Source organism: Paraburkholderia bannensis (assembly GCF_014200455.1).
Taxonomy (GTDB): domain Bacteria; phylum Pseudomonadota; class Gammaproteobacteria; order Burkholderiales; family Burkholderiaceae; genus Paraburkholderia; species Paraburkholderia bannensis_A.
Window position 1 is genome coordinate 132,105 of sequence record NZ_JACHBW010000009.1, and the last position, 24,547, is coordinate 156,651.

Here is a 24,547-nt window from a genome sequence, read left to right on the forward strand (position 1 = left end):
GTCTTCTTGAAAAGTCGTATCATGCGGCAAGTGACTAGACGACCGGTCTAATTTTGCGGGCGCCGAACGAATCGGCGCGGCGTGCAAAACCGGTTTCAATGGGCGTGCGAGCGCCCGGCATCACCGACACGAGGAAAACTCGATGAACGTACTGATCGTTTTGACTTCCCACGACGAACTCGGCAACACGGGCAAGAAGACGGGTTTCTGGCTCGAAGAGTTTGCCGCTCCTTACTTCGCGCTGCGCGATGCAGGCGCAAAGCTGACGTTGGCGTCGCCCAAGGGCGGCCAGCCGCCGCTCGATCCCAAGAGCAGCGATCCCTCGGCACAGACCGATGCCACGCGGCGCTTCGACGCTGACTCCGCGGCACAGGCCGAACTTGCCCATACGAAACGTCTCGCCGATGTCGATGCAAACGACTTCGATGCTGTGTTCTATCCCGGCGGCCACGGCCCGCTGTGGGACCTCGCCGAAGACCCGCAGTCGATCGCGCTGATCGAGAAGATGTTCGCGGCAGGCAAGCCGGTCGCAGCCGTGTGCCACGCACCGGGCGTGCTGCGTCACGTCAAGGGCGCCGATGGCCGTTCGATCGTGGCGGGCAAGAAGGTGACCGGTTTCGCGAACAGCGAAGAAGCCGCCGTCGAGCTGACCGATGTGGTGCCGTTCCTCGTCGAGGACATGCTCAAGGCGAACGGCGGCCACTACTCGAAGGCCGACGATTGGGCCCCCCACGTGGCAGTCGATGGCCTGCTGATCACCGGGCAGAACCCCGCATCGTCGGAGCCGGTCGCCGAAGCGCTGCTCGAACTGCTGGACAAGAAGTAAGCCGGTTTATCCCCATTTCCTTTAAGCAACGCTGCGCGCCGCGAAAGTTGCGGCGCGTGGGGAGTTTTTGTCGCTCGCCGCGATAGCGCGTGCTCAAAGGAAATCCCGAATTCTTTATTCAACGTTTTTTCAATGGCGCGAAAGTCTGCCGGAATACCGGTGCGCGCCGCTCAAGGAGTGCAGTAGATGTCCGCATTGTTCGAACCGTTCAAGCTCAAAGACGTGTCCTTGCGCAACCGCATCGCGGTTCCGCCGATGTGCCAGTACATGGCCGTCGACGGCATGATCAACGACTGGCACCACGTTCACTACGCGCAGATCGCGCGCGGCGGCGCTGGCCTCGTGATCGTCGAGGCGACGGCGGTGTCGCCGGAAGGGCGCATCACGCCGGGCTGCGCGGGTATCTGGAATGATGAGCAGGCCAAGGCTTTCGCGCCGACCGTCGCCGCCATCAAGGCCGCAGGGTCGGTGCCCGGCATCCAGATCGCCCACGCGGGCCGCAAGGCGAGCGCGAACCGTCCGTGGGAAGGCGACGACCATATCGCCGAAGGCGACGCACGCGGCTGGCAGACCATCGCGCCGTCCGCGATCCCGTTTGGCGCGCATCTGCCGAAGGTGCCGCAGGAGATGACGCTCGACGATATCGCGCGCGTGCGCGAGGACTTCGTCGCAGCAGCAAAGCGCGCGCTGGACGCGGGCTTCGAATGGCTCGAACTGCACTTCGCGCACGGCTACCTGGGTCAAAGCTTCTTCTCGGAACACTCGAACCAGCGCACCGACGCTTATGGCGGCAGCCTCGAAAACCGCAGCCGTTTCCTGCTGGAAACGCTCGCTGCCGTGCGCAAGGTCTGGCCGGAACATCTGCCGCTGACGGCGCGTTTTGGCGTGATCGAATACGATGGCCGAGATGAGCAGACCCTGGCCGAATCGATCGAACTCGCGAAGAACTTCAAGCGCGAAGGCCTGGACATGCTGAGCGTGAGCGTGGGTTTCTCCACGCCGACCGCGCAGATTCCGTGGGCGCCGGCTTTCCTCGCGCCGATCGCGCAGAAGGTGCGTCGCGCGGCGGGCCTGCCGGTGTCGTCGGCATGGGGTATCGGTACGCCGGAACTGGCCGAGCGTTCGGTCGCTTCGGAGCAGCTCGATCTGGTGATGGTGGGCCGTGCGCATCTGGCCAACCCGCACTGGCCGTACTTTGCAGCGCAGGAACTGAAGGTCGATCGCGCGGCATGGGTGCTGCCCGCGCCGTACGCGCACTGGCTCGAACGCTACAAGGCCTGAGCGCCCTGACTGAAGAAATTGCCGATCGGAAATTTCATTGACGATAAGGACATTCCAATGAGCATCTATCTTTTCGCGAGCCTCACGCCGAAGGCCGAACACGTTGCCGACCTCGAAGCAGAGCTGCGTCACATGGTGGCCGAAACGCGCAAGGAAGCGGGCAATCGCCGCTACGACCTGCTGCGTCGCGCCGACGGCACGCCGGGCTTTCACCTCTACGAGACCTATGTGGATGAGGCCGCCGTTCAGGCACATCGCGAAAGCGCGCACTACGTGGCGTTTCGCGGCAAGATCGGCGACTGGCTGGCCGAGCCGGTCGACGTGAAGGCACTGGTGGGCGTGGATATCGCCGCTTGAGTTTGAAGCGCTAACCGCGTTCGCATGAGAGAAAGCGCCGGGGCGATGCGATGCCCCGGCGCTTTTTCGTTTGCGCTGTTCAGGGCGCGAAATCCAGTACCACGCGGCCCTCGATTGCGCCGCGCTCCATGCGCGCGAAAACGTCGTTGATGTTTTCGAGCCGGTCGGTGCTGACGGTCGCCTTGACCTTGCCTTCCTGCGCGAACATCAGCGACTCTTCAAGATCGAGCCGTGTGCCGACGATCGAGCCGCGCACCGTCACGCCGCTCAGCACCATGTCGAAAATCGGCAGGGGGAAATCGCCGGGCGGCAGGCCGTTTAGCGAAACGGTGCCGCCGCGCCGTACCATGCCCAGCGCCTGCGAAAACGCTATTGGCGATACGGCGGTGACGAGCACGCCGTGCGCCCCGCCGATTTCCTTCTTCAGATAAGCGGCCGGATCAGTGTTTTTCGCATTGACGGTTACGGTCGCGCCCAGCCGCTTTGCCAGGGCGAGTTTCGTATCGTCAACATCGACGGCGGCGACGTTCAGGCCCATCGCGCGGGCATATTGCACCGCCATATGGCCGAGCCCGCCTACGCCGGAAATCACGACCCAATTTCCCGGACGCGTATCGGTCACTTTCAGGCCTTTATAAACCGTCACGCCCGCGCAAAGTACCGGCGCGATGTCGATGAAATTCACGCCCTTGGGCAGCAGGCCGACGTAATTCGCATCGGCTTTTGCGTATTGCGCGAAACCGCCGTTGACCGAATAGCCGGTATTTTTCTGCTGCTCGCACAAGGTTTCCCATCCGCCCAGACAGTGCTCGCAATGACCGCATGCGGAATAGAGCCACGGAATGCCCACGCGGTCGCCTTCCCTGACGTGTTTGACGCCGCTGCCCACGCCCACCACGTAACCGACGCCTTCATGGCCCGGAATGAAGGGCGGTTGCGGCTTGACAGGCCAGTCGCCGTGCGCGGCGTGCAGGTCGGTATGGCACACGCCGCAGGCTTCAATTTTCACGAGGAGTTCGCCGGGACCCGGCTCGGGGATCGCCACTTCTTCGATAACCAGTGGCTTGCCAAATTCGCGGACCACGGCTGCCTGCATTGTCTTGCTCATCATCGGCTCCTGTTTGGGGAAAGAGCGTTACACCTGCGCAATCATGCTTTCGTGACTCTTTGAGTTTGCCAAATTGTGTGAAGTAAGGGGTTGAAGTTGTGCGTGTCATATCGACGCAATTTTCCTTGCAGTGGGCATGGAAGTTACTTTAAGAAGGCATTTTTTAACGCGCAATTACATTGCACTCCGAATAAAATGTTGGCTTTCCGGGCGAGGATTGCCGGACATCCGATGCCGGACGCATTGGCCGATTACAATGGGCGTTTCGCCCATCGACCCGTGCGTCCGGATGCAAATCGAAGAACTTTTCCAGCAGGCACATGAACGGCATATCGCCGGCGACTTCGTCGCCGCCCACGACGCATATTGCCGTATCGTCGAACTTGACCCTTTGCACGGCCCAGCGCATTTCCGGCTTGCGGTGATCGCAATCCAGCAAGGCCGCTTTCAGGAAGCGATCGTCGGGCTGACGCGAGCGCTTGAAATCGAACCGGCGAATCGGCGCTATCGCGAAGCAATCGGGCAGGCGTATGCGTTTTCGCAGCGCCATGCCGATGCGGCGGCGGTTTATCGCACGCTGCTGGAGGAAGACGCCAGCGACCCCGATCACTGGTTCGGCCTCGCAAGCGCATTGCAAGCGCAGGGTCTCTATCACGACGCGGCGCAGGCGTGGGAAGTGCTCGCGCAGCGCGATCCGCAGCGCGCCGACGCATTCAACAATCTCGGCAATTGCCGTCAATTGCTCGGCGAAGCGGCGCTCGCCCAGTCAGCATACGAGCGCGCGATTGCGGCGCAGCCTGGCAATGCCGATGCGCTCGTCAATCTGGGCACGCTGCTGCGCGCGCAAGGCCAGCATGCGCACGCGCTGGCATTGCTGCGTGAAGCGGTTGCGGCTGCGCCCAATTCCACCGCAGCGCTGGTGAACCTCGGCGTTTTGCTGCTCGACGAGGGCAATCCGCAAGAGGCTGCGGCTGTGCTTGAACGCGCGCTGGAGATTGCGCCGGACTTCGCACATGCGGCCTACAACTACGGTAACGCGCTGCACGCGCTGGGTCGGCGCAGCGAGGCTCAGGCGCAGTATCGCCATGCTTTGTCGGTCGATCCCGCCCATGCCGAAGCCGCCAACAACCTCGGCAATGTATGCCGCGAACTGGGCGAGCACAAGGCGGCGATGGACGCATTCGAAACCGCCATTCGCGTGCGGCCCGATTTCGTCGATGCCTGGAACAATGCGGCGAATCTGCAGCGCACGCTGGGTCAGCAGGACAAAGCCTGCGCGCTGCTGCGCAAGGCGCTTGAACTCGCGCCGGAACATTCGCCCACGCTCAATAACCTTGGCAATGTCTTGAAGGACCGCGGCGAACTCGACGAAGGCATTGCTTGCTTCGCGCGCGCCGTGAAAAGCGATCCGGATAACCTCACCGCGCACAGCAATCTGCTCTACGCGCTCTCGTTCCAGTCAGCCGGGCCGGAAGCGATTCTTGAAGAGGCGCGGCGCTGGTCCGCGCAACATGAAGCGCCGTTGCGTGCGCAACGTTATTCTCACGAACCGCAAGAGCGGCAGGGGCGCCGCTTGAAGATCGGCTATGTATCAGCGGATTTTCGTGAGCATTGCCAGGCATTGTTCATGACGCCGCTGCTTGCGAATCACGATAGAAGCCGTTTCGAGATCCATGCGTATTCGAGCGTTGTGCGTCCTGATGAAGTCACGTCACGTCTTGCGACCCATGTCGACGTGTGGCACGACGTGCGTCAGCTCGGCGACGCGGCGCTCGCGCAGTTGATCCACGCGGACGGTATCGACATCCTCGTCGATCTCACCATGCATATGGCCGATGGCCGGCCATTGCTGTTTGCGCAACAACCAGCGCCGGTCCAGGTTGCCTGGCTGGCTTATCCCGGTACGACGGGAGTCGACGCCATCGGCTACCGCTTTACCGACCCGCATCTCGATCCACCGACGTTCGAGGCGCATTACACGGAACGCACCGTGCGTTTGCCGGACACGTTCTGGTGCTACGACCCGCTTGCGCGAGAACCGGCGGTCAACGCGCTGCCCGCGAAGCAGGCGGGGCACGTCACGCTAGGCAGTTTGAATAACCCCTGCAAATTGACGGACTCGACGCTCGCATTGTGGTCGCGCGTGTTCGCCGCCTTGCCGGATGCCCGCCTCATGCTGATGGCTGCGCAGGGCGATGCGCAGGCGCGTCTGGCCGCGCGCCTCGCGCACCACGGTATCGATCCGGCGCGGGTGCGTTTCGTGCCATTTCAGCCGCGCGACGCCTATCTGCGTACTTACCACGAGATCGACATCGCCATCGACACGCTGCCGTACAACGGCCACACCACGACGCTCGACGCGCTGTGGATGGGCGTGCCAGTGGTAACGCGGGTGGGGGCGACCTGCGCGGGCCGGGCCGGATTGTCCCAACTGGCGAATCTGGGGCTGGATGCGCTTGCCGCATTTTCCGATGAAGATTTCGTGCAGACGGTGGTTTCGCTCGCTGCCTATCTGCCGCGTCTGGCCTATCTGCGCGCGACCTTGCGCGCGCGAATGGAAGCCTCGCCGCTGATGGACGGCGCGCGGTTCGCGCGTGGTATGGAAACTGCGTACGCGGCCATGTGGCGAGAGTGGAGCGGGGCGGGTGAAGAGAAACCGCGCATCGCGGACTGAGCCAACTGGCCGGATGGCATAGGCCGTCTGGCCAGATTGACGAGCCGGAAAGCCGCTCTGGGAGCGACTCAGCACGCGCCCTGCATGCTGTATAAATATACAGTAAAATCTCCAATACTCTGCCCGCCCGATCGGGCCGAAAGCGGCCGGGCCCGGCGCCCGGTTCCTACGCCTGTGATCCATCCGGAATGCCAGCGCAAGTGAGCGATAACCGATCCATCAGAATCCGCGGTGCCCGTCAGCACAACCTCAAGAACCTCGATCTCGACCTGCACACCGGCGAAATGACGGTGGTGACCGGGCCTTCAGGCTCGGGCAAGTCCAGTCTCGTGTTCGACACCCTTTACGCGGAAGGGCAGCGTCGTTACGTCGAAACCTTCAGTGCGTATGCACGCCAGTTTCTCGACCGCATGGACCGTCCGCAGGTCGATCGCGTCGATGGCGTGCCGCCCGCCATCGCCATCGACCAGACCAACCCGGTGCGCAGTTCGCGCTCGACGGTCGGCACGATGACGGAACTGAACGACCACCTGAAGCTGCTCTATGCGCGCGCCGCGAATCTGTTCGATCGCGTCACGGCGCAGCCGGTGCGGCACGACACGCCGGAAACGATCTACGCGGAACTGCTTGCGCGCACCGCGGCGGGCGATCCGCGTCTGGTGGTGACGTTCCCGGTCGAACTGCCCGATACGACGACCGAAGAGGAAGTGCAGCAATGGCTGTCCGCGAGCGGCTATACGCGCGTGCAGGCGCAGCGCGAGGTCAAAACTGCTGAGGGCACGCGCAAGGTGCTCGACGTGGTTGCCGACCGCTTCCGTTTGCAGAACGCCGAGAAAAGCCGCGTGGTCGAGGCGATCGAGGCCTCGCTCAAGCGCGGCGCAGGGCGCGTCAACATTTATGTCGTATCGGAATCCGACGCTTCGAGCGATGTTTCCGATACGAAACCCGAGCCGCAGATCTGGCGTTTTTCCACCGGCCTGCATTGCCCGGACAGCGATCTTCGCTACGCGGACCCGCAACCCGCGCTGTTCTCGTTCAATTCGGCCTATGGCGCCTGCGAAGTGTGCCGCGGGTTTGGCCGCGTGATCGGCGTGGATTGGGGGCTGGTGATTCCGGATGCGCGCAAGTCCCTGCGCGGCGGTGCGATCAAACCGCTGCAGACGCCCGCGTGGAAGGAGTGTCAGGACGACCTGATGCGCTACGCCGCCAAGGCGGGCGTTCCGCGCGATACCGCGTGGTCTGAACTGACCGATGAACAACGCGACTGGGTCATCAACGGCGCGGCGGACTGGAAGGGCAACTGGCAATCGCAGTGGTACGGCGTGAAGCGCTTTTTCCAGTACCTGGAATCGAAAGCGTACAAGATGCATATTCGCGTGCTGCTCTCCAAATACCGCAGCTATACGCCATGCGAAACCTGTGGCGGTGCGCGCCTGAAAACGGAAGCCTTGCAGTGGCGTCTGGGTACAAAGGAGAACGCCGACGAAGTGCTCGCGCCCGCCGCGCGTTTCCTGCCGCACGGCGTCGACTGGTCGCGCGCGCAGCTCGAAGCGCTGCCCGGCCTGACGTTGCACGACGTGATGTTGCTGCCGATCGAGCGCATTCGCCGCTTCTTCGACAATCTTTCGCTATCGTCCGCACTGCTTGACGATGCGCTCAAACTGCTGCTCGCGGAAGTTCGCACGCGCCTCAAGTATCTGTGCGATGTGGGCTTGGGTTATCTCACGCTCGATCGCCAGAGCCGCACGCTGTCGGGCGGCGAAGTGCAGCGGATCAACCTGACCACGGCGCTGGGAACTTCGCTCACCAAGACGCTGTTCGTGCTCGACGAGCCCAGTATCGGCCTGCATCCGCGCGACCTGAACCGCATTGTCGAAGCCATGCAGCGCCTGCGCGACGCCGGCAATACGCTGGTGGTGGTCGAGCACGATCCATCGGTGATGCTGGCAGCCGACCGCCTGATCGACATGGGCCCGGGGCCTGGCGAGCGCGGCGGCACGATCGTCTATGACGGCACGCCCAAGGAGATCCGCTCGTCCGGCACCCTCACCGGCGAGTATCTGGGTGGTCATCGTGCGGTGGCCGATGCCTCGCACTGGGAGCGTCGCCCTGTCGATGCGAATACCCCCAGTTTGCTGCTGGAAGGCGCAAGCGAACACAATCTGCGCGATGTGACCGTGCAGTTTCCGCTGCAGCGTCTAGTGTGCGTGACGGGCGTATCGGGTTCGGGCAAATCGACGCTCGTGCAGGACGTGCTCTATCCGGCGCTGGCGCGCCATCTCGGCAAGGCCACGGAATCGCCGGGCGTCTATCGTGCGTTGAGCGGCGCGGAGCAGATCACGGACGCCGTGTTCGTCGATCAATCGCCCATCGGCAAGACCGCGCGTTCGAACCCGGCCAGCTACGTGGGCGCGTTCGATGAGATCCGCAAGCTGTTCGCCAAGGCCACGCTCGCGAAGCAACGCGGCTACACGGCGGGCATGTTCAGTTTCAATTCGGGCGAAGGTCGCTGCCCAACCTGCGGCGGTTCGGGTTTCGAGCATATCGAAATGCAGTTCCTGAGCGACGTCTATCTGCGTTGCCCGGATTGCGACGGCAGCCGCTATCGTCCGGAAGTGCTCGAAGTCAAGATCGAGCGCGGCGGCCGTTTGTTGTCGGTGGCGGACGTGCTGGATCTGACGGTGAGCGAAGCGGCGCAATGCTTCGCTGAGGATGCCGAAGTATTGCGCGTGATCCAGCCGATCGTCGATGTGGGGCTGGAATACGTGAAGCTCGGCCAACCGGTGCCGACGCTTTCGGGCGGCGAGGCGCAGCGCCTGAAACTCGCGGGTTATCTGGCGGAAACGGCGCAGGCGCGTGGCAAGGACAAGGCGGCAGGCGGGCGTCTTTTCATGTTCGACGAACCTACCACGGGCCTGCATTTCGACGATATCGCCAAGCTGATGCGCGCGTTCGGCAAGCTGCTGGCGGGCGGTCATTCGCTGCTCGTCATCGAACACAATCTCGATGTGATCCGCGCGGCGGACTGGCTGATCGATCTCGGACCCGAAGGCGGCGACGCCGGAGGCGAAGTGGTGTGCGTGGGCACGCCCGACGATGCGATCGCCTGCCCGCGCTCGCATACGGGCGCGGCGCTGGAACGCTACGAAGCCGCGCTCGGTCAAGGCGTCGAACCCGTGCTGGCGGAAGAGGAGGGCGTCGCGCTGCAGACCGCGATGCGCGCCGCCCAGGCGCGCCGCGAAATCCAGGGCGAGGACGTCGTGCGCATCGTGAATGCGCGCGAGCACAACCTCAAGGGGCTCGACGTCGATATTCCGCATGGCCGTTTCAACGTCATTACGGGCGTGTCGGGATCGGGCAAATCCACGCTTGCTTTCGACATCCTGTTCCATGAAGGGCAGCGCCGGTATCTGGAATCGCTGAACGCTTACGCGCGTTCGATCGTGCAACCTGCGGGCCGCCCTGAAGTCGATGCCGTGTACGGCATTCCGCCGACCGTCGCCATCGAGCAGCGTCTTTCGCGCGGCGGCCGCAAGAGCACCGTGGCTACCACGTCCGAGGTCTGGCACTTCCTGCGTCTGCTGTACGTGAAGCTAGGCATGCAGCATTGCGTGCACGACGGCACGCCTGTCACCTCGCAAAGCGCCGATGCAATCGTCGCGCAATTGTTGCGCGAGCATCGAGGTCAGCATGTGGGGCTGCTCGCGCCGCTCGTGGTGAACCGCAAGGGCGTCTATACCGATCTCGCGAAATGGGCCAAGGCGCGCGGCAATACGCATCTGCGCGTCGACGGCGAATTCGTGCCGGTCGCGCCATGGCCGAAGCTCGACCGCTTCCGCGAGCACACCATCGAACTGCCGGTTGGCGATCTGGTGATCGAGCCTGAAAACGAGGCCCACTTGCGTCGGATGCTCGAAACCACGCTCGAAGCCGGCAAGGGCGTGGTGCATCTGCTCGCGCCGCTCGACGGTCTGAACGACGCGCTCGGCAACGGCACATCGACGACACATATCGGCACGGTGAAGGTGCTTTCCACGCGGCGTGCCTGCCCGGTTTGCGGCACGAGCTATCCCGAACTCGATCCGCGCATGTTCTCGTACAACAGCAAGCATGGCTGGTGTACGACCTGCGTGGGCACGGGTCTCGCGCTCACGCGTGAACAACGCGCCGTGTATGACGATACGGTGATGTCCGCCGACGATCGCGGCCGCGAGCAGACACTGCCTTCGGAAGAGCAGGAGCCCGAAGGAATGGCCGACGAGCCGTGTCCGGATTGCCACGGCACGCGCCTGAATCCCGAGGCGCGCGCGGTCACGTTCGACGAGCATGCGATCGTTGAAGTCGCGCAATGGACCGTGGCGCAAACACGTGGCTGGATCGAATCGCTCGAACTCAATGGCCGCGATGCGCAGATCGCGCGCGACGTCATCAGCGAAATCCGCAGCCGACTGCAATTCCTGGAGGAAGTCGGCCTGGGTTATCTGAGCCTCGATCGCGCTGCGCCCAGTCTTTCGGGCGGCGAGGCCCAGCGTATCCGTCTGGCCGCGCAGCTCGGCAGCAATCTGCAGGGCGTGTGCTATGTGCTCGACGAGCCGACTATCGGCCTGCATCCGCGCGACAACCAGATCCTGCTCAACGCGCTGCGCAATCTCGGCGACAAGGGCAACACGCTGGTCGTTGTCGAGCATGACGAAGACACGATCCGCCGCGCCGATCACATCATCGATATCGGGCCGAGCGCAGGCAAACGAGGCGGTCGCGTGGTCGCGCAAGGCAAGGTCGCCGATCTCGCCGCGCAGCCCGATTCGCTCACGGGCCGTTATCTTGCGCATCCGATCGTGCATCCGCTGCAACCGCGTCGCGAAGTGAAGCCGGCGCGCGCGGGCCGCGAAGCGGTGCCCGGGCAGTGGCTCACGGTGCATGGCGGCAAGCTGCACAACCTGCGTGATGTGACCGCGCAGATTCCTCTCGGTCGTCTGGTGGCGATTACCGGCGTGAGCGGCTCCGGAAAATCGACGCTCGCGCGCGATGTGCTGCTCTCGAATCTGCTCGATGCGGTGGGCCGTTCGGTGCTGTCGTCGCCGGCGGTGCGCCGCGCGCGCAAGAACGCGAAGGAGACCGCGCCGAGCGCCGCCGAACGTCGTTCGAGCGTGCTCGCGCGCACCAGCGCGAAGCCGAAGCTGGAGGTTTCGCATGTGTGGCAGGGCTGCGATTCGATCAGCGGTTGGGAAAGCATCGACCGGGTGCTCGAAGTCGATCAGACGCCGATCGGCAAGACGCCGCGTTCGTGTCCGGCCACCTATATCGGCGTGTGGGATGCGATTCGCCGTCTGTTTGCCGATACGCTGGAGGCGCGCGCGCGCGGCTATAGCGCGTCGCGCTTCTCGTTCAATACGGGCGACGGCCGCTGCCCGGCCTGCGAAGGCCAGGGAGTCCGAACGATCGGCATGAGCTTCCTGCCCGATGTGAAGGTGCCCTGCGATGTCTGTCATGGTCAGCGCTTCAATCCCGAAACGCTGGCGGTATCCTGGCGCGGCCGCAATATCGGTGAAGTCCTGACGATGGAAATCGACGAGGCCGTGGAGTTCTTCGCGTCGATCACGAGCATTTCGCATCCGCTGCAATTGATGAAGGACGTGGGGCTTGGCTATCTCACGCTCGGCCAGCCGTCGCCGACGCTTTCGGGCGGCGAGGCGCAGCGCATCAAGCTCGTGACGGAGCTTTCCAAGGTGCGCGACGACATCACGCGACGCGGGCAGAAAGCGCCGCACACGCTCTACGTGCTCGACGAACCGACCGTGGGCCTGCACATGGCCGACGTCGCGCGCCTGATACGCGTGCTGCACCGTCTTGCCGATGGCGGACATAGCGTGGTGGTGATCGAGCACGATCTCGACGTGATCGCCGAAGCCGACTGGATCATCGATCTCGGTCCCGAGGGCGGCGTGGGCGGCGGCACGATCGTCGGCGCGGCGGACCCCGAAGGACTCGTCAAGATCGCCGCGAGCCACACGGGCGCGGCGCTCAAACCGGTGCTCGCGCGCACGCCGTCCGACGCGCCGCAAATCGATGCACCCGTGGCCGAGGTTGCGCACAAGCCAGAGGGCGCCAGGCGGCGCGCGGCAGCGTCCCAGGGGTGACCCCGTCCGGATGCTTCCGGAAGACGCCTGCAACGGCTTTTAATGGCCCGCGCAGGCGTCAAATCGCTTGATCTGGGCAGCGGCGGCAAGGTATCATGGGCTCCGCTTGCAGCAAACAGCCGCGCACCTTTGCGGCACATTCTGGCGAGCGGAGCAGCGGACCTCAGATCCCCTCCGAACCGGCCACGGATTTCACCTCCTGGTCACCTCATCAGTGCAAAAAAGCTTCGCGCAAACTGGCGAAGCCTTTGTCTTTTCAGGGCAGACGATTCGATATCGATCGGCGCACGACCCTTGGCGATGCGAGAGGAATTAACCGATGTTCGACCTCGACAGTGAGGCGCGCGAACGGCTCATCGTGTGGATTAAACGCCGCATGGACGAGTACGGCATTACGCTCGAAGTTCTTGAATCATCCATTGCAGAAAGCGAACGGCTCCCGAAGTACCGTGACGCATATGGCAACTCCTGGAATGGAGAAGGCGATATGCCGAGCTGGCTGTTGCGTTATAAGCATGCGGGTCAGGATATCGAGCATTTCCGTTGCTAGCGCCATGGCCCCGCGTGGCCCGGCGTGGCGCACGGCGGCTCAATCAAACTTAAGTGGACCGATGACCGAACAGTCGTTCGGCTGATTTTGACGTATCCGATATTTTTCAGTGACGCTTTAAAATACCTTTCATGCATTGAGCGATATAGCCCATTTAATCGATGGCGCTTCGCATAGTCGCGTTCTGATTGGTCCTGAAGCGCAATAAGCGGTTCACGCACCGGGCTCAAGCCTGTCTGGCGCGATAAGCGCCATAATCGTGCTCGCTGCGGCCGGGCGGCTGCAAGGAGACGGATATGGCGTTACTGGTCGCGGGGCTTGTGCTGTTTATCGGCGTGCATTCGATTCGCATCGTGGCAGCGCCATGGCGCGCCGCGCAGATCGAACGCCTGGGCATACGTGCATGGCGCGGGATTTTCGCGCTGGTGTCGATACTCGGCATCGTGCTTACCGTCGCGGGCTATGGGCTCGCGCGCCGCTATCCCGTGCCCATCTGGTTGCCGCCGTTCGGCATGGCGCACGTCACCGGGCTGCTGACCGCCATCGCCTTCGTGATGATGACGGCGGCCTACGTGCCAGGCAATCACATCAAACGCGCACTGGGCCAGCCTTTCGTCAGCGGTGTGGCGCTGTGGGCGTTCGCGCATCTGCTCGCCAACGGCACGCTGCACGCGATGCTGCTTTTCTTCGTGTTTCTTGTCTGGTCGCTGATTGAAGTGCGGGCGGGACGCAGGCGCGACCGCGAAGGCGGCGTCGTCTACGCGCCGGGTTCCGTCGCACTCGACGCCGTGGTGGTGGTCATCGGCCTGGTGGCGTGGGGCATCTTCGCGTTCTGGCTGCACGCCCTCGTGATCGGCGTGCGGCCATTCGGCTGATTCTGGCAATGCCAAACAAAAGCGGCGCCGCAAAAAAAGAAGCCTGCTCGATGGCAGGCCTCATCAAAGGTACAGCTCGGAGTTCCGCGATCAGATCGCAGTGACGACGATCTTAGGGCCGGTTCATGAAAGCCGCGTGAAAGTCCACGCGAAACTCATGTAATCGCTGCACGCGAAGGCTCGCTTCACAGATCGAAGAACACCGTTTCGCCTTCGCCCTGCATGCGGATATCGAAGTGATAAACGATATTGCCGGCCTGCTCGCTGCGACGTGCGATCAGCGTATTGCGGCGCGCTTCGGGCACCGAGGCGAGCACCGGATCGGCAGCATTCGCGGCGGCTTCGTCATCGAAATAGATGCGCGTAAACGTGTGCGTGAGCATGCCGCGCATCATTACGATCACATTGATATGCGGCGCTTCGCCAGCGTTTTCGCTGGCCGGCTTCACGGTACGGACAATGTAGCGCTGCTCCGGGTCCGTGCCGGTGCCCACGCGGGCGAAGCCGCGAAAGCCGGTTTGCGCCACTTGCGCGCGCGATTCGGGGTACTGGCCTTGCGAGTCGACCTGCGAGAACTCCAGCATCGCGTCGAACACGGGCTTGCCGTCGCCGTCGATTACCTGGCCCATCAGCGTGATGTGCTCGCCGGGCGTGTGCGAACCGGCGATCTCCTGCGTAAACAAGCTCTTGTAGTCGAAGTCGTATTGCTGTGGGCAGAGGCCGTAAGCGAAGTACGGGCCGACGGTCTGCGAGGGCGTTTCCTTGAGTGCCATGATCAACGCTCCGTGGGGGTCTGGTTCGGGCCGCGCAGCACGATGTCGAATTCGTAGCCGAGTGCGTAGCTCTCTTCGGTGGTGTCGAGCGAGAAGCGCGAAATCATGCGCTCGCGCGCCTGTTCGGGCGTGCCCTGATAGATCGGGTCGAACGCGAGCAACGGGTCGCCTGGGAAATACATCTGCGTCACAAGGCGCGAGCCGAAGTAATCGCCGAACAGCGAGAAGTGAATATGCTGCGGACGCCATGCGTTGGGATGATTGCCCCAGGGGTAGGCACCCGGCTTGATCGTCAGGAAGCGATAACGGCCTTCGCTATCCGTCATGCAGCGGCCTGCGCCGAGGAAGTTCGGATCGAGCGGCGCGTCATGCTGATCCTGCTTGTGAACGTAGCGACCTGCCGCGTTGGCCTGCCAGATTTCCACCAGCGTGTTGCGCACCGGCTTGCCGCCGTCGTCGAGTACGCGGCCCGTCACGATGATGCGCTCGCCCAGCGGCTCGCCATTGCGCACGGCATTGCGCGTGAGGTCGTGATCGAGCGCGCCGAGATCTTCCGCACCATAAACAGGAGCGTGCAGATTGCGCAGCTTTTCCTTCAGCGGAATCATCGGCAGCGTGGGGCCGCGTTTGACGGAGGAGCGATACGGGGGATAGACAAACGCCGGATGCGAATCGAAGTCGCGCGGCGACAGGATGGACTCGTCCATGGTGGGGGTGTCTCCTGGCAGGATTTGTGGGATGAAATTTATTGCGGCGTGGCGCACGGTCGCATCACGCGCATGCAGCCACTTTATCCAACGCGAAAAGTTATGCAAAATGACGTTTTATCGCGTCTCGTATAACCAATCGTTATGCAAAACCGGCTTGCAGATTCGCGCGTCAAATTCCGCCATCTCCAGTGCTTTCTTGCGGTTGCGCAGTTCGGCAGCGTGCAGCAGGCGGCCGAGAGCCTGTCGATCACCCAGCCCGCCGTGTCCAAAACGATCGCCGAGCTTGAAGCGGCGCTGGGCGTGAAGCTTTTCGAGCGCGGCCGCCATGGCGCGGTACCCACTCGCGAGGGGCAGCTTTTCATGCCGCACGCGAGCGCCTGCGTGAGCGCGCTGCGTCAGGGCGTGGCGCTGCTCGCGCGCGAGGAAGGCGCGGTGGCGGCGACGCTCGATATCGGCGTGCTGCCGACAGTGGCAACCGCGCTGCTGCCCGCGGCCTTGCGCGGCTTCACTGGCGACTGGCCGCGCGTGAGCGTGCGCCTGGTGACGGGGGCCAATGCCGAATTGCTCGAACTCTTGAAGGCGGGCGCGATCAGCTTCGCGGTGGGGCGGCTCGCGGATCCGGAGCGCATGGTGGGCCTGAGTTTCGAGCAGCTCTATAACGAGCCGCTTGCGGTGGTGGTGCGCCGCGGCCATCCCCTCGTCGCTGAAACTGGCGAGGCGCAGCCGCTTGCGCCGTTCCCGACGACATTCCAGCTGGTGCTGCCGCCCTTCGGGACCTTGATCCGCCAGGCGGCGGACAGTCTGCTGGCGGCGTGGGGCGCGCCGCCGCTCACCTCGTTCGTCGAGCTGTTATCCGTTTCGGTCGGGCGTGCGCTGGCGCTTGAGAACGACGCGGTCTGGTTCGTGCCTTTCGGCGCGGTCGAATACGATCTGCGCGAGGGCACGCTGGTGCGCTTGCCGCTGCCGAGCGCCGGCGGCGTAGAGCCCGTGGGCCTGATTCAGCGCACCGATACGCAGCCGACGGCGGCGGGGCGCGGCTTGATGGATGCGGTAAGGCAATCGGCGCGCGAACGGGCCGCAGCGCAGGCTGTCGTTGTGACGAGGAAGGGGCGCTCTCGCGGCAAGAGCAAGGCGTGATGGGCTCGCCTGGCCTCAGCCTGGCGGAAGTTTCCTTCTGGAACGCGCCGGTCTGGCGCTCGTAGCGGGCGCGGTGGCGATGGCTTTGGCAGCTTCGGCGGCCTCGGCCGCCTCAAGCGCGCCCGGCACCGTCTCGCCGGTGGACATCCAGAGGACCACGGCGTCCTCCTTGCTCGTGGACACGGCGTAGTGGCCGGTGCGGCTGTCGAAGTACAGGCTGTCGCCCGCTTCCAGATGCGTGGGGGTATAGAGTTCCGTATGCAGGCACACGCTGCCGCTGATCACGTAGATGAACTCCTCGCCTTCGTGGCGTCCCCAGTCGTCGAATGCGTCGATTGAATGCGCGGTGATGCGCACCAGAAACGGCAGCATGGCCTTGTGCGCAAGTTCCGTGGCAAGCAGTTCCATCGAGTAGCCGCGATACGCGTGCGGTTTGCCTGCACCGCGCCGAGTCAGCGCGCGACGGCCGCCGGAATCGAGCTTCGGCGTCGAGCCAAACAGTTCGCCCAGATCGATCTTCAAACCCGCGACGATTTTTTGCAGCACGTCGAACGTGGGCGACATCAGCCCGTTTTCGATCTTCGATAGCGTAGAGCGCGATACGCCGCACACGCGGCTGGCGTGCTCGATCGTCAGATCCTGGGCGACGCGCGCGGCGCGAACGCGGCGTCCCAGATCTGCTGTCGATGAGGCTGACGATTGCGTGTGCGTGGTGTCCATGAGCGGGAAGCGTTAAAGGAACGATCAGTGCCTGTGGGGATGTTCTGGCACGTTTCCGATCATAGCAAAGCGTCGCCTTTAGGAAACATCGGCCGAATGGCCAACGTTTGCAATCGATGCGATGCTTTCGCCCGCTCTGTTGGCACTTTTTGTCGCACTTAGGGTGTTGAGCGGCTTGAATTGACAATGTTTAAAGATCTTCGCGGATCTTTATCTCTGTCAGGACTGTCTTTCAATATAGTAAGGATGTGAGTAGGGCTTCGATGTGCGTCGAGGCGTCACGTGTTGAACTGTGGTGATCCTTACTCGTGATTTGAATGTTGAAGATCAAGCAAGGAGAAGGAAATGCGCGACGAACGTCTCGAATTACTGTTGGCCATCTCACGAGAAACGCTTGGTGTCGAGCGCTTCGAACTGACCGGCAAGCAAACCGCCGACTACCATCTGGTTAGCTCGGACGACGTTGGCCGCGCGCTCGAATCCGCTTATGACGCAGGTTTGGTTGTCGGACATCGCATCGGCCGCACCGAATGCGTGGAAGAGTCTTAATCGAAACCTGCTGCCCTTCGATGCCGGAGCTTGATGTTTCGGCTTCGCTCCCGAGAGATTCCCTTTCAACCCGTGAAGGCCGCCCGTGGCGTTGGGCGGCCTTGTGTCATCGGGAATCGCCGCGCGGCTTGTGACCTACTTTATTTCCTATCGGAAACCCGTATTTCGGCAGGTATGTTTCCTAAAGGAAACTTCAGTGCGCAAGCCGGTTTTCGAAACAAAATGACTGAAGTACGCAGTTTGATAGCGACGAGTTAGTCGAATATCGAGCCTGCGGGAGGCGCTCCATCCCTTCTTGCTGCACTTCCGGCGCCCGTGTATAGTCGGTTCACCAGAGTTTTGTTTCTTATCGGAAATAAAGGATCGGTCATGGACGCAACAAGCATTCTTGCCGGCCTCGGCATTTCAGAAGAGGCCAGGTCGGGTGACATCGAAGTGAAATCGCCGATATCCGGCGAAGTGATCGGGCGGGTGGCCAGCCAGTCGACGGCGGATGTCGACGCGGCGCTCACGCGCGCGCATCAAGCCTTTCTCCAGTGGCGTAACGTACCCGCCCCGCGGCGCGGCGAACTCGTGCGGCTGCTGGGCGAGCGCCTGCGCGCCCGTAAGGAGGCGCTGGGCAGTCTGGTATCGCTGGAGGCGGGCAAGATCCTTCAGGAAGGGCTGGGCGAAGTGCAGGAGATGATCGACATCTGCGATTTCGCGGTGGGGCTCTCGCGGCAACTCTATGGCCTGACGATTGCATCCGAACGTCCGGGCCATCGCATGGCTGAAAGCTGGCATCCGATGGGCGTGTGCGCGGTGATTTCGGCATTCAATTTCCCGGTTGCGGTGTGGTCCTGGAACGCAGCGCTCGCTCTCGTCTGCGGCAATCCGGTGATCTGGAAACCCTCGGAAAAGACGCCGCTTACCGCGCTGGCCGTCCAGAAGATCATGGACGACGCGCTGCGTGCCTTTGGCGATGCGCCCGAGGGCCTCGCATCACTGGTCATCGGCGGACGCGATGTCGGCGCGAAGCTCGTGGCCGATCCGCGCGCGGCGATCGTGAGCGCAACCGGCAGCACGGAAATGGGCCGCGCGGTCGGCGTCGCGGTCGCGCAGCGCTTTGGCCGCTCCATCCTCGAACTCGGCGGCAATAACGCGGGCATCGTGACGCCCAGCGCGGATCGCGAACTGGCGTTGCGGGGGATTCTCTTTTCGGCGGTCGGCACGGCGGGACAGCGCTGCACATCGCTGCGCCGTCTGTTCGTGCATGAGAGCGTGTACGAAGCGACCGTTGAGCGCCTGAAGCAGCTTTACGCCAAAGTGCCGATCGGAAACCCGTTGCAGGCCGGCACGCTGATGGGGCCGCTGATCGATTCGCATGCGTTCGAACGCATGCAATCGGCGCTGCACCAGGCGCGTGAGGAGGGGGGCACTGTGACGGGCGGCGAGCGGGTTCAGGTCGCGGGTCTGGCGAATGGCTATTACGTGCGTCCCGCACTGGTGGAAATGCCGGCACAAAGCGCGATTGTCCTGAAGGAAACGTTCGCGCCGATTCTCTACGTCATGAAGTATCGCGACTTCGACGCTGCCGTCGCCGCTAACAATGCTGCCGCGCATGGTCTGTCGTCGTGCGTGTTCACGAATGACCTGCGCGAAGCGGAGCGTTTCCTTTCGGCATCGGGCAGTGATTGCGGCATCGCGAACGTGAACATCGGGCCGAGCGGCGCTGAAATCGGCGGCGCGTTCGGCGGTGAAAAGGAAACCGGCGGCGGCCGTGAATCCGGTTCCGATGCGTGGAAAGGCTATATGCGGCGCGCGACCAACACGGTCAATTATTCGGCGGCGCTGCCGCTGGCGCAGGGCATCGACTTCACGCTCGATTGATCGTTAGAAAGACAAAAGGCGGGGCGACGCAGCAAGGGATCGCCCCGCCTTCGTTATGGCCGGTTTATTTCGGATTGCCGATCAAGAGGTCAGGCGCCGCAGCGGCTCGAACGACCAGCTATGCGGCACGCCATGCACGGCGAAGAACCAGGCTGCCACCCATGATGCCGCGATCACGATCAGATCGCACCGGCCGCTGCGCCAGAGATTCAATGAATGCCGCCGTGCGATCCACGGCACGCCGAGCGGGTTGGGCCAGTCTGCGAACAGATGAATCACGCCGCCGCACGCGAAGCCAAATGCGGGCGCCGCAATCAGCCAATGTCCCAGTTCGCGATACGAGCCCAGCAGCAATGCTATCCAGCCAATGCCCCAATGCGTGAGCGTGCGATGCGTGATCCACAGCTTGCGCTTCTTGCGCCACCACGCGACTTCCAGCCAGTCGGGCGCCGTGCCGCCGAAAACGCCTGCAACGAAGGCCAAAGCAGCGGCGAGATGCCAGGGGGTGTCCGCTCCCGCGTGCGTGACGATAGCTGCGGCGATGACGCCGGCGGCCCAGCCGGTGGCATGATGTGCGGACCCAGAAGCCATGAAGCGATGTCGTGCAAAATCTTAAGAGGGCGCAATCTTCGCAGATGTGACGACATCATGACAGAGGCTTCATGCGAGTTTTTCGCTCGCACGGCGTCGTTAGTTGCAACGCAAGAAAATAAGTTGAAATCAGGTCGTGCAACGCGCCACATCGAAGCGCATTTCGGCTTCAGGCGGGTCATCCGAACTCGCCGCGCCGTGCGTCACGCGGATCACCGAGCCATAACCATTCGGTGTGAGCGTGACGAAGTAAGACGCATCCGAACGGGAGCCAATGGAGAGTTCCATTGCTTCGCCGTTGCGCGCTTCGTGCACGCTCGACAAGCGGTCTTCGAGACAGCTCGCGATCGACGAAGGCGAACGCGCCGATGAAACATAGATCATCGTTTCGCCGTTCGATGCGGTGCTGGATGGCGACGATCCGCAGGCGGCGACGAATGCGAGTGGAAGGGCGGCGATGAGGCGTTGCGTGAGGGTGTTCATAAGCGGTGGGACCCATGCGGAGCAGGACGCAACGCGAGATGCGCTGCGAGTACGTGCTTAAGAGTATACGCACGCGCTCGCCGACGCAGATAGGTCGAGAAGTAAAAAGATGCAACTGCGCGAGCGCTAGCGCGCATTGCTTCGCGAAGCCTGCGCAACAAAAATTGCCGATACGAAACTGAAAGAATGCGCTGGAAACATACGCGACGCTCAATCGAAATCATCGAATGAAAAAACGCACATGCGCTCGTGCCGCATGTGCGTTTTGCTGGAGCCAGGCAAGGCAGCGGGTTGCGCCGCTTGCCCGATGATTCCAGAGTGCTTTAGAAGCGGTGGCGCAGACCGATGGTTGCAGCGATCTGGTTGTTGGTCGACGAGGGCGACAGCGTGTTGATTGCCGCGACGTTCGCCACAGCCTGACCCGAGGCGTTCACACCCATCGAACCCGAAGCATGCTGGTACACACCGGCGACGTAGACGTCGGTGCGCTTGCTCAGCGAGTAGTCGCTGCCGATCATGACCGTATGCCATTTCGGGCTCTGGTCGCCGTTGCCCGTGCCGGTCACGGTGCCGTCGGTGAACGTGTACGAACCCACGAGCGCGAGCGCCGGCGTCAGGTGGTACGCACCGTTGAGTTCGAAGTTGTCCATGTGCAGGTTCAGGCCGCTCACGCCGGCCAGCGTCGCGCCGCCGCTCGACAGGCTCTGCAGACCGTCGATCTGCGAATGCGACCACACGAAGCCGACTTGCGCCGGGCCGTAGGTGTAGTTCGCGCCGGCGCCGAAGGTGCGTTGCTGGCGTGCCGAAATGTTCTGGTCAGCCGAAGCCGCGCCGCTGGTGTTGCCGCCCACGGTGCCCGAGTTGTTCAACTGCAGATAGCCGGCCGCGACATTGAGCGGACCGTTGCTGTACGATGCGCCCGCGCTCCATGCGCGGCTGTTGGCGAAGCCGTCAGCCTGGTTCGAGAAGCCGTACAGGCCGCCGAACTGCAGACCCGAGTAGTTCGCGCTTGAGTACTTGACCGCGTTCTTGATCGAGAACGACTGGGCGAAGTTGTCGTTGTCGAACGGGTGGCCCGCGAGATTGTTGCCGAAGCCCGCGCCGGCTTCCGAGAGCGGTGCGAGGTACTGGTTCATCGAGTCGTACTGGCGGCCGAGCGTGATGGCGCCGTACTGGTCGCTTTGCAGGCCGACAAACGCCTGGCGGTTGAAGCCCGAGTCGCCGTTCTTGTAGCCGCCGTTATTGAGGTTGAAGCCGCTTTCCAACGTGAAGATCGCCTTCAGGCCGCCGCCCAGGTCTTCAGCGCCTTTCAGGCCGAAGTAGTTGTTCGACATTGCGCCGCTGCCTTGCGCCCACATGCTGTGGCCGCCGGCATTGTTGGCATACACGAGGCCTGCGTCGAGCGAGCCATACAGGGTCACGCTGCTTTGCGCGTGTGCGCTCATTGCAAATGCACCGAGAACGCCAGCGAGGATAAGGGTTTTTTTCATGCTTTTTAACTCCGGACAGTACTTGGGAATCTCACGGCATGCGATTGCCTGGCAACGCGATCCGTGGTCTGACGATTCGAGGCCAAGTGTATTCCGGTGATTTCGCCGATTGGTTTTATTGGGCGCAACAATAATTTCTGAAAATTGTAATAGCCGTATTAGTGCGTGTAAGTAATTGCGTATAAAGGTATTTTTCTTGATGGTGAGAGATGCGACAAAATGTGACAAGTCTGATTTTGTTGCGTCGCTGCCACGGCTTTGTTGTGTCTGTGTAGCAGCCAATTGGCGGGATCGAGGGATTTTTACGCGATATTTCCGCTGTTTTCTGAAAGGTACTGTTCCAGATTATGCGCTCTATCGGCATGGCTCGCGGCGGTACAATTCATTTGCCCCTCGACCAAGGGTGGTCTTTTTTCATCTGTTTTACGCGGCTCTCGGGCCGCGTTTTTTTTGCGCTTCGATATCGAACATTAATAGTTCAATCGAGGCGCGAAAGAGCGTATTGCGAAAAGCGAAATAAATTGAATTGAGACGTCAATAGAATTGCCGCTCTATATCAATATATAGAGCGGCCGCGATTGATTGGCATGGCAATGGCATTTGAATGCGGGCCATTATCCGGATGTGAGTTTGCCGATTGCGCGGATTCCTTCAGCGTGGCGCGTCGCGCGAGTCGGGTGGCGCGATGACCGCCATCCTGGCGCTTGCGGGTAAAATCCAACGCCTGCCCGTTGAAATCGGGCAGACCCGCAGAACCCGATGGAACCCGCCATGACCGATGCTTCGCCCGCCGCTTTCCCCGACGACTCCCTCGAACCGACCGCCGACGACGATGTGATCCAGGATCCGCGCCTGTGGCGCAAGGACGGTTGGACGGCGCGCGTGATGAAGAACGAGGATGACGATGGCTGGGCCGTCGCGATGATCAAGGACGGCGAGCCGGAGCCCGCGCTGGTCGGCCCGTGGACGATGGGCCGCGACAAGAAGAATCCGAAGCCGCTCGATACCTCGGCGTTCAATACGCTGGTGAAGACGGCGTCGGAAGTGCTGCGCCGGCACGAACAGCAGTTGCATGCGCTGCTGCACAAGCGCGTCGGCCTGCAAACCGGTGACGGCGATATCGATGTCACGCTCGACATCGTGCCCGACGAGTACGAGCCCTATGCCGTACTCACGGCGCTGGACACCTTTGGCGAACAGATCGCGCAGGTGCGCGTGGCGCCCAGTTTCAAGCTGACCAAGGCGCGTGCCGAATCGTGGGCCGAGGGCGGATTCGGGCGTATCGAGTAAGGCGCCCGGGCGCCGGGCGGTTCAATCCTGCTGGCAGAAAATAGCGGTTAGCAGCGGTCCGGCGTGATGAACGATAGCCGTATTGCCGACCGCATCGAGGGCGGCCTGAACCTTGCCCTGCGTGCCCACCACCACCGCGCCATAGGCCGAACGGGCGATCGGCTTGCCGTCGCCGGTCTTGAACAGCGGGTCGTCCTGCTGGAAACCCACGATCGCAAACACGCTGAAGCCGTAGGCGCTCAGGTGCTGGCCGTGCGCGGGCCAGAAGGCATTGATCGAGTTTTTCTCCACGCGCATGGGCTTGTCGTCGATCAGCTTCTGGTCGATCAAGCCGGACACGAAGTCGTGCGCCGACTCCTTGCAGGTGAGGGCGTCGTCGAGGGCGGCGGCGTGGCTCGCGAGCGGTGCGAAAGAGAGCGCCGCGAGAAGCAGGGCAGCGAGGGAATGACGTTTCATCGAAATTCGGGTGATCTGGTGGCGTCGGCGCCGCACGCTTCAAACAGTGCGCGATGCCGGGCCGATGCGAAGGGATGCACTGTACGCGGGTTTGCACGAGCGTGCTCGCGGGGCCGCAACGGGCTTGTCCACATCCTGTCCGATTCGCGCGAGGCAAACGTTCGCCCACTTGAGGACGGACATTCTTGCGCCCTGGTACTCAGAAACGATGCTCGCGCTGTAGGGTAGCGGTAAAATTGATGCATTCTGAATGAAAAACCGTCTTGATGCGGTAATAAGTGCCGGTGTGGCGGGGAAATCCATGCCCGGCGCTCAGACGCTCAAGAAAATCGCCCGGACGCGCCCATCGAAGGCGCTGAAGTCCGAATAAAGCCAGAACGTGCAATATGAAAAACACCGCGCTCGCTGCGTCGGCCTTCCTGGCGGTCGACGTCTTCCTCGTCGTCTACATCGCCATGCTCGCCTACGGCTTCAGCATCGCCTCGGGAGCGTGCAAGGCGCTTCAGGCCGACTCCGGAGCCATCCCGGAGCTTGCCGGGCTCAAGACCGTTTGCCAGCAGCAAACCGATCCCGTGAGCTGGCTGACGCAGGCATCGGGCAGGCTTTTGCACGGCTAGAGGGCTTGCCGCCGTGTGCGCTGGCGAAACGCATTTTACGGATCAAGAAAA

Annotated in this window: 20 protein-coding genes; 12 read left to right on the forward strand and 8 right to left on the reverse strand. The window is 62.6% G+C overall.

What is annotated here, in order from left to right; translation table 11 throughout:
* Positions 1 to 142: 142 nt before the first annotated feature.
* From F4827_RS16610 to F4827_RS16620, 3 genes are all read left to right on the forward strand, one after another.
* The gene (locus F4827_RS16610) at positions 143 to 826 is read left to right on the forward strand and encodes a type 1 glutamine amidotransferase domain-containing protein (protein WP_183725054.1); all 684 of its coding nucleotides are present in this window, start codon (positions 143 to 145) and stop codon (positions 824 to 826) included.
* Between the two features lie 186 nt (positions 827 to 1,012).
* The gene (locus F4827_RS16615; RefSeq protein ID WP_183725055.1) at positions 1,013 to 2,107 is read left to right on the forward strand and encodes an NADH:flavin oxidoreductase/NADH oxidase; all 1,095 of its coding nucleotides are present in this window, start codon (positions 1,013 to 1,015) and stop codon (positions 2,105 to 2,107) included.
* A 57-nt stretch (positions 2,108 to 2,164) separates the two neighbouring features.
* Complete coding sequence (locus tag F4827_RS16620; protein WP_183725056.1) at positions 2,165 to 2,464, forward strand: putative quinol monooxygenase; 300 nt, start codon at positions 2,165 to 2,167, stop codon at positions 2,462 to 2,464.
* 79 nt (positions 2,465 to 2,543) lie between these two features.
* Here F4827_RS16620 and adhP read toward each other — a convergent pair whose 3' ends face one another.
* Complete coding sequence (gene adhP / locus F4827_RS16625) at positions 2,544 to 3,572, reverse strand: alcohol dehydrogenase AdhP (RefSeq protein WP_183725057.1); 1,029 nt, start codon at positions 3,570 to 3,572, stop codon at positions 2,544 to 2,546.
* 289 nt (positions 3,573 to 3,861) lie between these two features.
* On the opposite strand from adhP, the gene F4827_RS16630 reads away from it, so the two are divergent.
* The 4 genes from F4827_RS16630 to F4827_RS16645 all read left to right on the forward strand — a co-directional run bounded on the left by F4827_RS16630 (position 3,862) and on the right by F4827_RS16645 (position 13,811).
* On the forward strand, positions 3,862 to 6,246 hold the full coding sequence (locus F4827_RS16630; protein ID WP_183725058.1) for a tetratricopeptide repeat protein: 2,385 nt from the start codon (positions 3,862 to 3,864) through the stop codon (positions 6,244 to 6,246).
* A 200-nt stretch (positions 6,247 to 6,446) separates the two neighbouring features.
* Positions 6,447 to 12,386: an excinuclease ABC subunit UvrA gene (uvrA, locus tag F4827_RS16635; protein ID WP_183725059.1), complete on the forward strand. Its 5,940-nt coding sequence runs from the start codon at positions 6,447 to 6,449 to the stop codon at positions 12,384 to 12,386.
* Positions 12,387 to 12,705: 319 nt separating this feature from the next.
* On the forward strand, positions 12,706 to 12,936 hold the full coding sequence (locus F4827_RS16640; protein ID WP_027815455.1) for an H-NS family nucleoid-associated regulatory protein: 231 nt from the start codon (positions 12,706 to 12,708) through the stop codon (positions 12,934 to 12,936).
* 296 nt (positions 12,937 to 13,232) lie between these two features.
* A complete protein-coding gene (locus tag F4827_RS16645) occupies positions 13,233 to 13,811 on the forward strand; it encodes an NnrU family protein (RefSeq protein ID WP_183725060.1) in 579 nt (192 codons plus the stop codon).
* Positions 13,812 to 13,996: 185 nt separating this feature from the next.
* Here F4827_RS16645 and pcaG read toward each other — a convergent pair whose 3' ends face one another.
* Positions 13,997 to 14,587, reverse strand: coding sequence for a protocatechuate 3,4-dioxygenase subunit alpha (gene pcaG, locus F4827_RS16650; RefSeq protein ID WP_183725313.1), 591 nt, complete (start codon positions 14,585 to 14,587; stop codon positions 13,997 to 13,999).
* Complete coding sequence (gene pcaH / locus F4827_RS16655) at positions 14,587 to 15,291, reverse strand: protocatechuate 3,4-dioxygenase subunit beta (RefSeq protein WP_183725061.1); 705 nt, start codon at positions 15,289 to 15,291, stop codon at positions 14,587 to 14,589. The genes pcaG and pcaH overlap by 1 nt, the downstream gene beginning before the upstream one ends.
* A gap of 144 nt (positions 15,292 to 15,435) precedes the next feature.
* On the opposite strand from pcaH, the gene pcaQ reads away from it, so the two are divergent.
* A complete protein-coding gene (gene pcaQ / locus F4827_RS16660; RefSeq protein WP_183725062.1) occupies positions 15,436 to 16,431 on the forward strand; it encodes a pca operon transcription factor PcaQ in 996 nt (331 codons plus the stop codon).
* Between the two features lie 15 nt (positions 16,432 to 16,446).
* On the opposite strand, the gene F4827_RS16665 is transcribed toward pcaQ, so the two are convergent.
* Entirely contained in the window at positions 16,447 to 17,151 is a 705-nt protein-coding gene (locus tag F4827_RS16665; protein ID WP_183725063.1) for a helix-turn-helix domain-containing protein, read from the reverse strand.
* Positions 17,152 to 17,496: 345 nt separating this feature from the next.
* Between F4827_RS16665 and F4827_RS16670 the strand changes: the two genes are divergently transcribed.
* Positions 17,497 to 17,700 (forward strand): DUF6900 domain-containing protein, encoded by a 204-nt coding sequence (locus tag F4827_RS16670; protein ID WP_183725064.1) that lies wholly within the window; start codon positions 17,497 to 17,499, stop codon positions 17,698 to 17,700.
* A gap of 369 nt (positions 17,701 to 18,069) precedes the next feature.
* Positions 18,070 to 19,569 (forward strand): aldehyde dehydrogenase family protein, encoded by a 1,500-nt coding sequence (locus F4827_RS16675; protein ID WP_183725065.1) that lies wholly within the window; start codon positions 18,070 to 18,072, stop codon positions 19,567 to 19,569.
* An 81-nt stretch (positions 19,570 to 19,650) separates the two neighbouring features.
* On the opposite strand, the gene F4827_RS16680 is transcribed toward F4827_RS16675, so the two are convergent.
* From F4827_RS16680 to F4827_RS16690, 3 genes are all read right to left on the reverse strand, one after another.
* Positions 19,651 to 20,160, reverse strand: a complete 510-nt coding sequence (locus tag F4827_RS16680; protein ID WP_260175250.1) for a metal-dependent hydrolase — start codon at positions 20,158 to 20,160, stop codon at positions 19,651 to 19,653.
* 129 nt (positions 20,161 to 20,289) lie between these two features.
* A complete protein-coding gene (locus tag F4827_RS16685; RefSeq protein ID WP_183725066.1) occupies positions 20,290 to 20,643 on the reverse strand; it encodes a sugar ABC transporter ATPase in 354 nt (117 codons plus the stop codon).
* Positions 20,644 to 20,966: 323 nt separating this feature from the next.
* A complete protein-coding gene (locus F4827_RS16690; RefSeq protein ID WP_183725067.1) occupies positions 20,967 to 22,133 on the reverse strand; it encodes a porin in 1,167 nt (388 codons plus the stop codon).
* Positions 22,134 to 22,904: 771 nt separating this feature from the next.
* Between F4827_RS16690 and F4827_RS16695 the strand changes: the two genes are divergently transcribed.
* Positions 22,905 to 23,423 carry a hypothetical protein gene (locus F4827_RS16695; protein WP_183725068.1) on the forward strand — a complete coding sequence of 173 codons (519 nt, stop codon included), beginning with the start codon at positions 22,905 to 22,907 and terminating at the stop codon, positions 23,421 to 23,423.
* 21 nt (positions 23,424 to 23,444) lie between these two features.
* Here F4827_RS16695 and F4827_RS16700 read toward each other — a convergent pair whose 3' ends face one another.
* The gene (locus tag F4827_RS16700; protein ID WP_183725069.1) at positions 23,445 to 23,879 is read right to left on the reverse strand and encodes a hypothetical protein; all 435 of its coding nucleotides are present in this window, start codon (positions 23,877 to 23,879) and stop codon (positions 23,445 to 23,447) included.
* Between the two features lie 386 nt (positions 23,880 to 24,265).
* On the opposite strand from F4827_RS16700, the gene F4827_RS16705 reads away from it, so the two are divergent.
* A complete protein-coding gene (locus F4827_RS16705; protein ID WP_183725070.1) occupies positions 24,266 to 24,496 on the forward strand; it encodes a hypothetical protein in 231 nt (76 codons plus the stop codon).
* Positions 24,497 to 24,547: the final 51 nt, after the last annotated feature.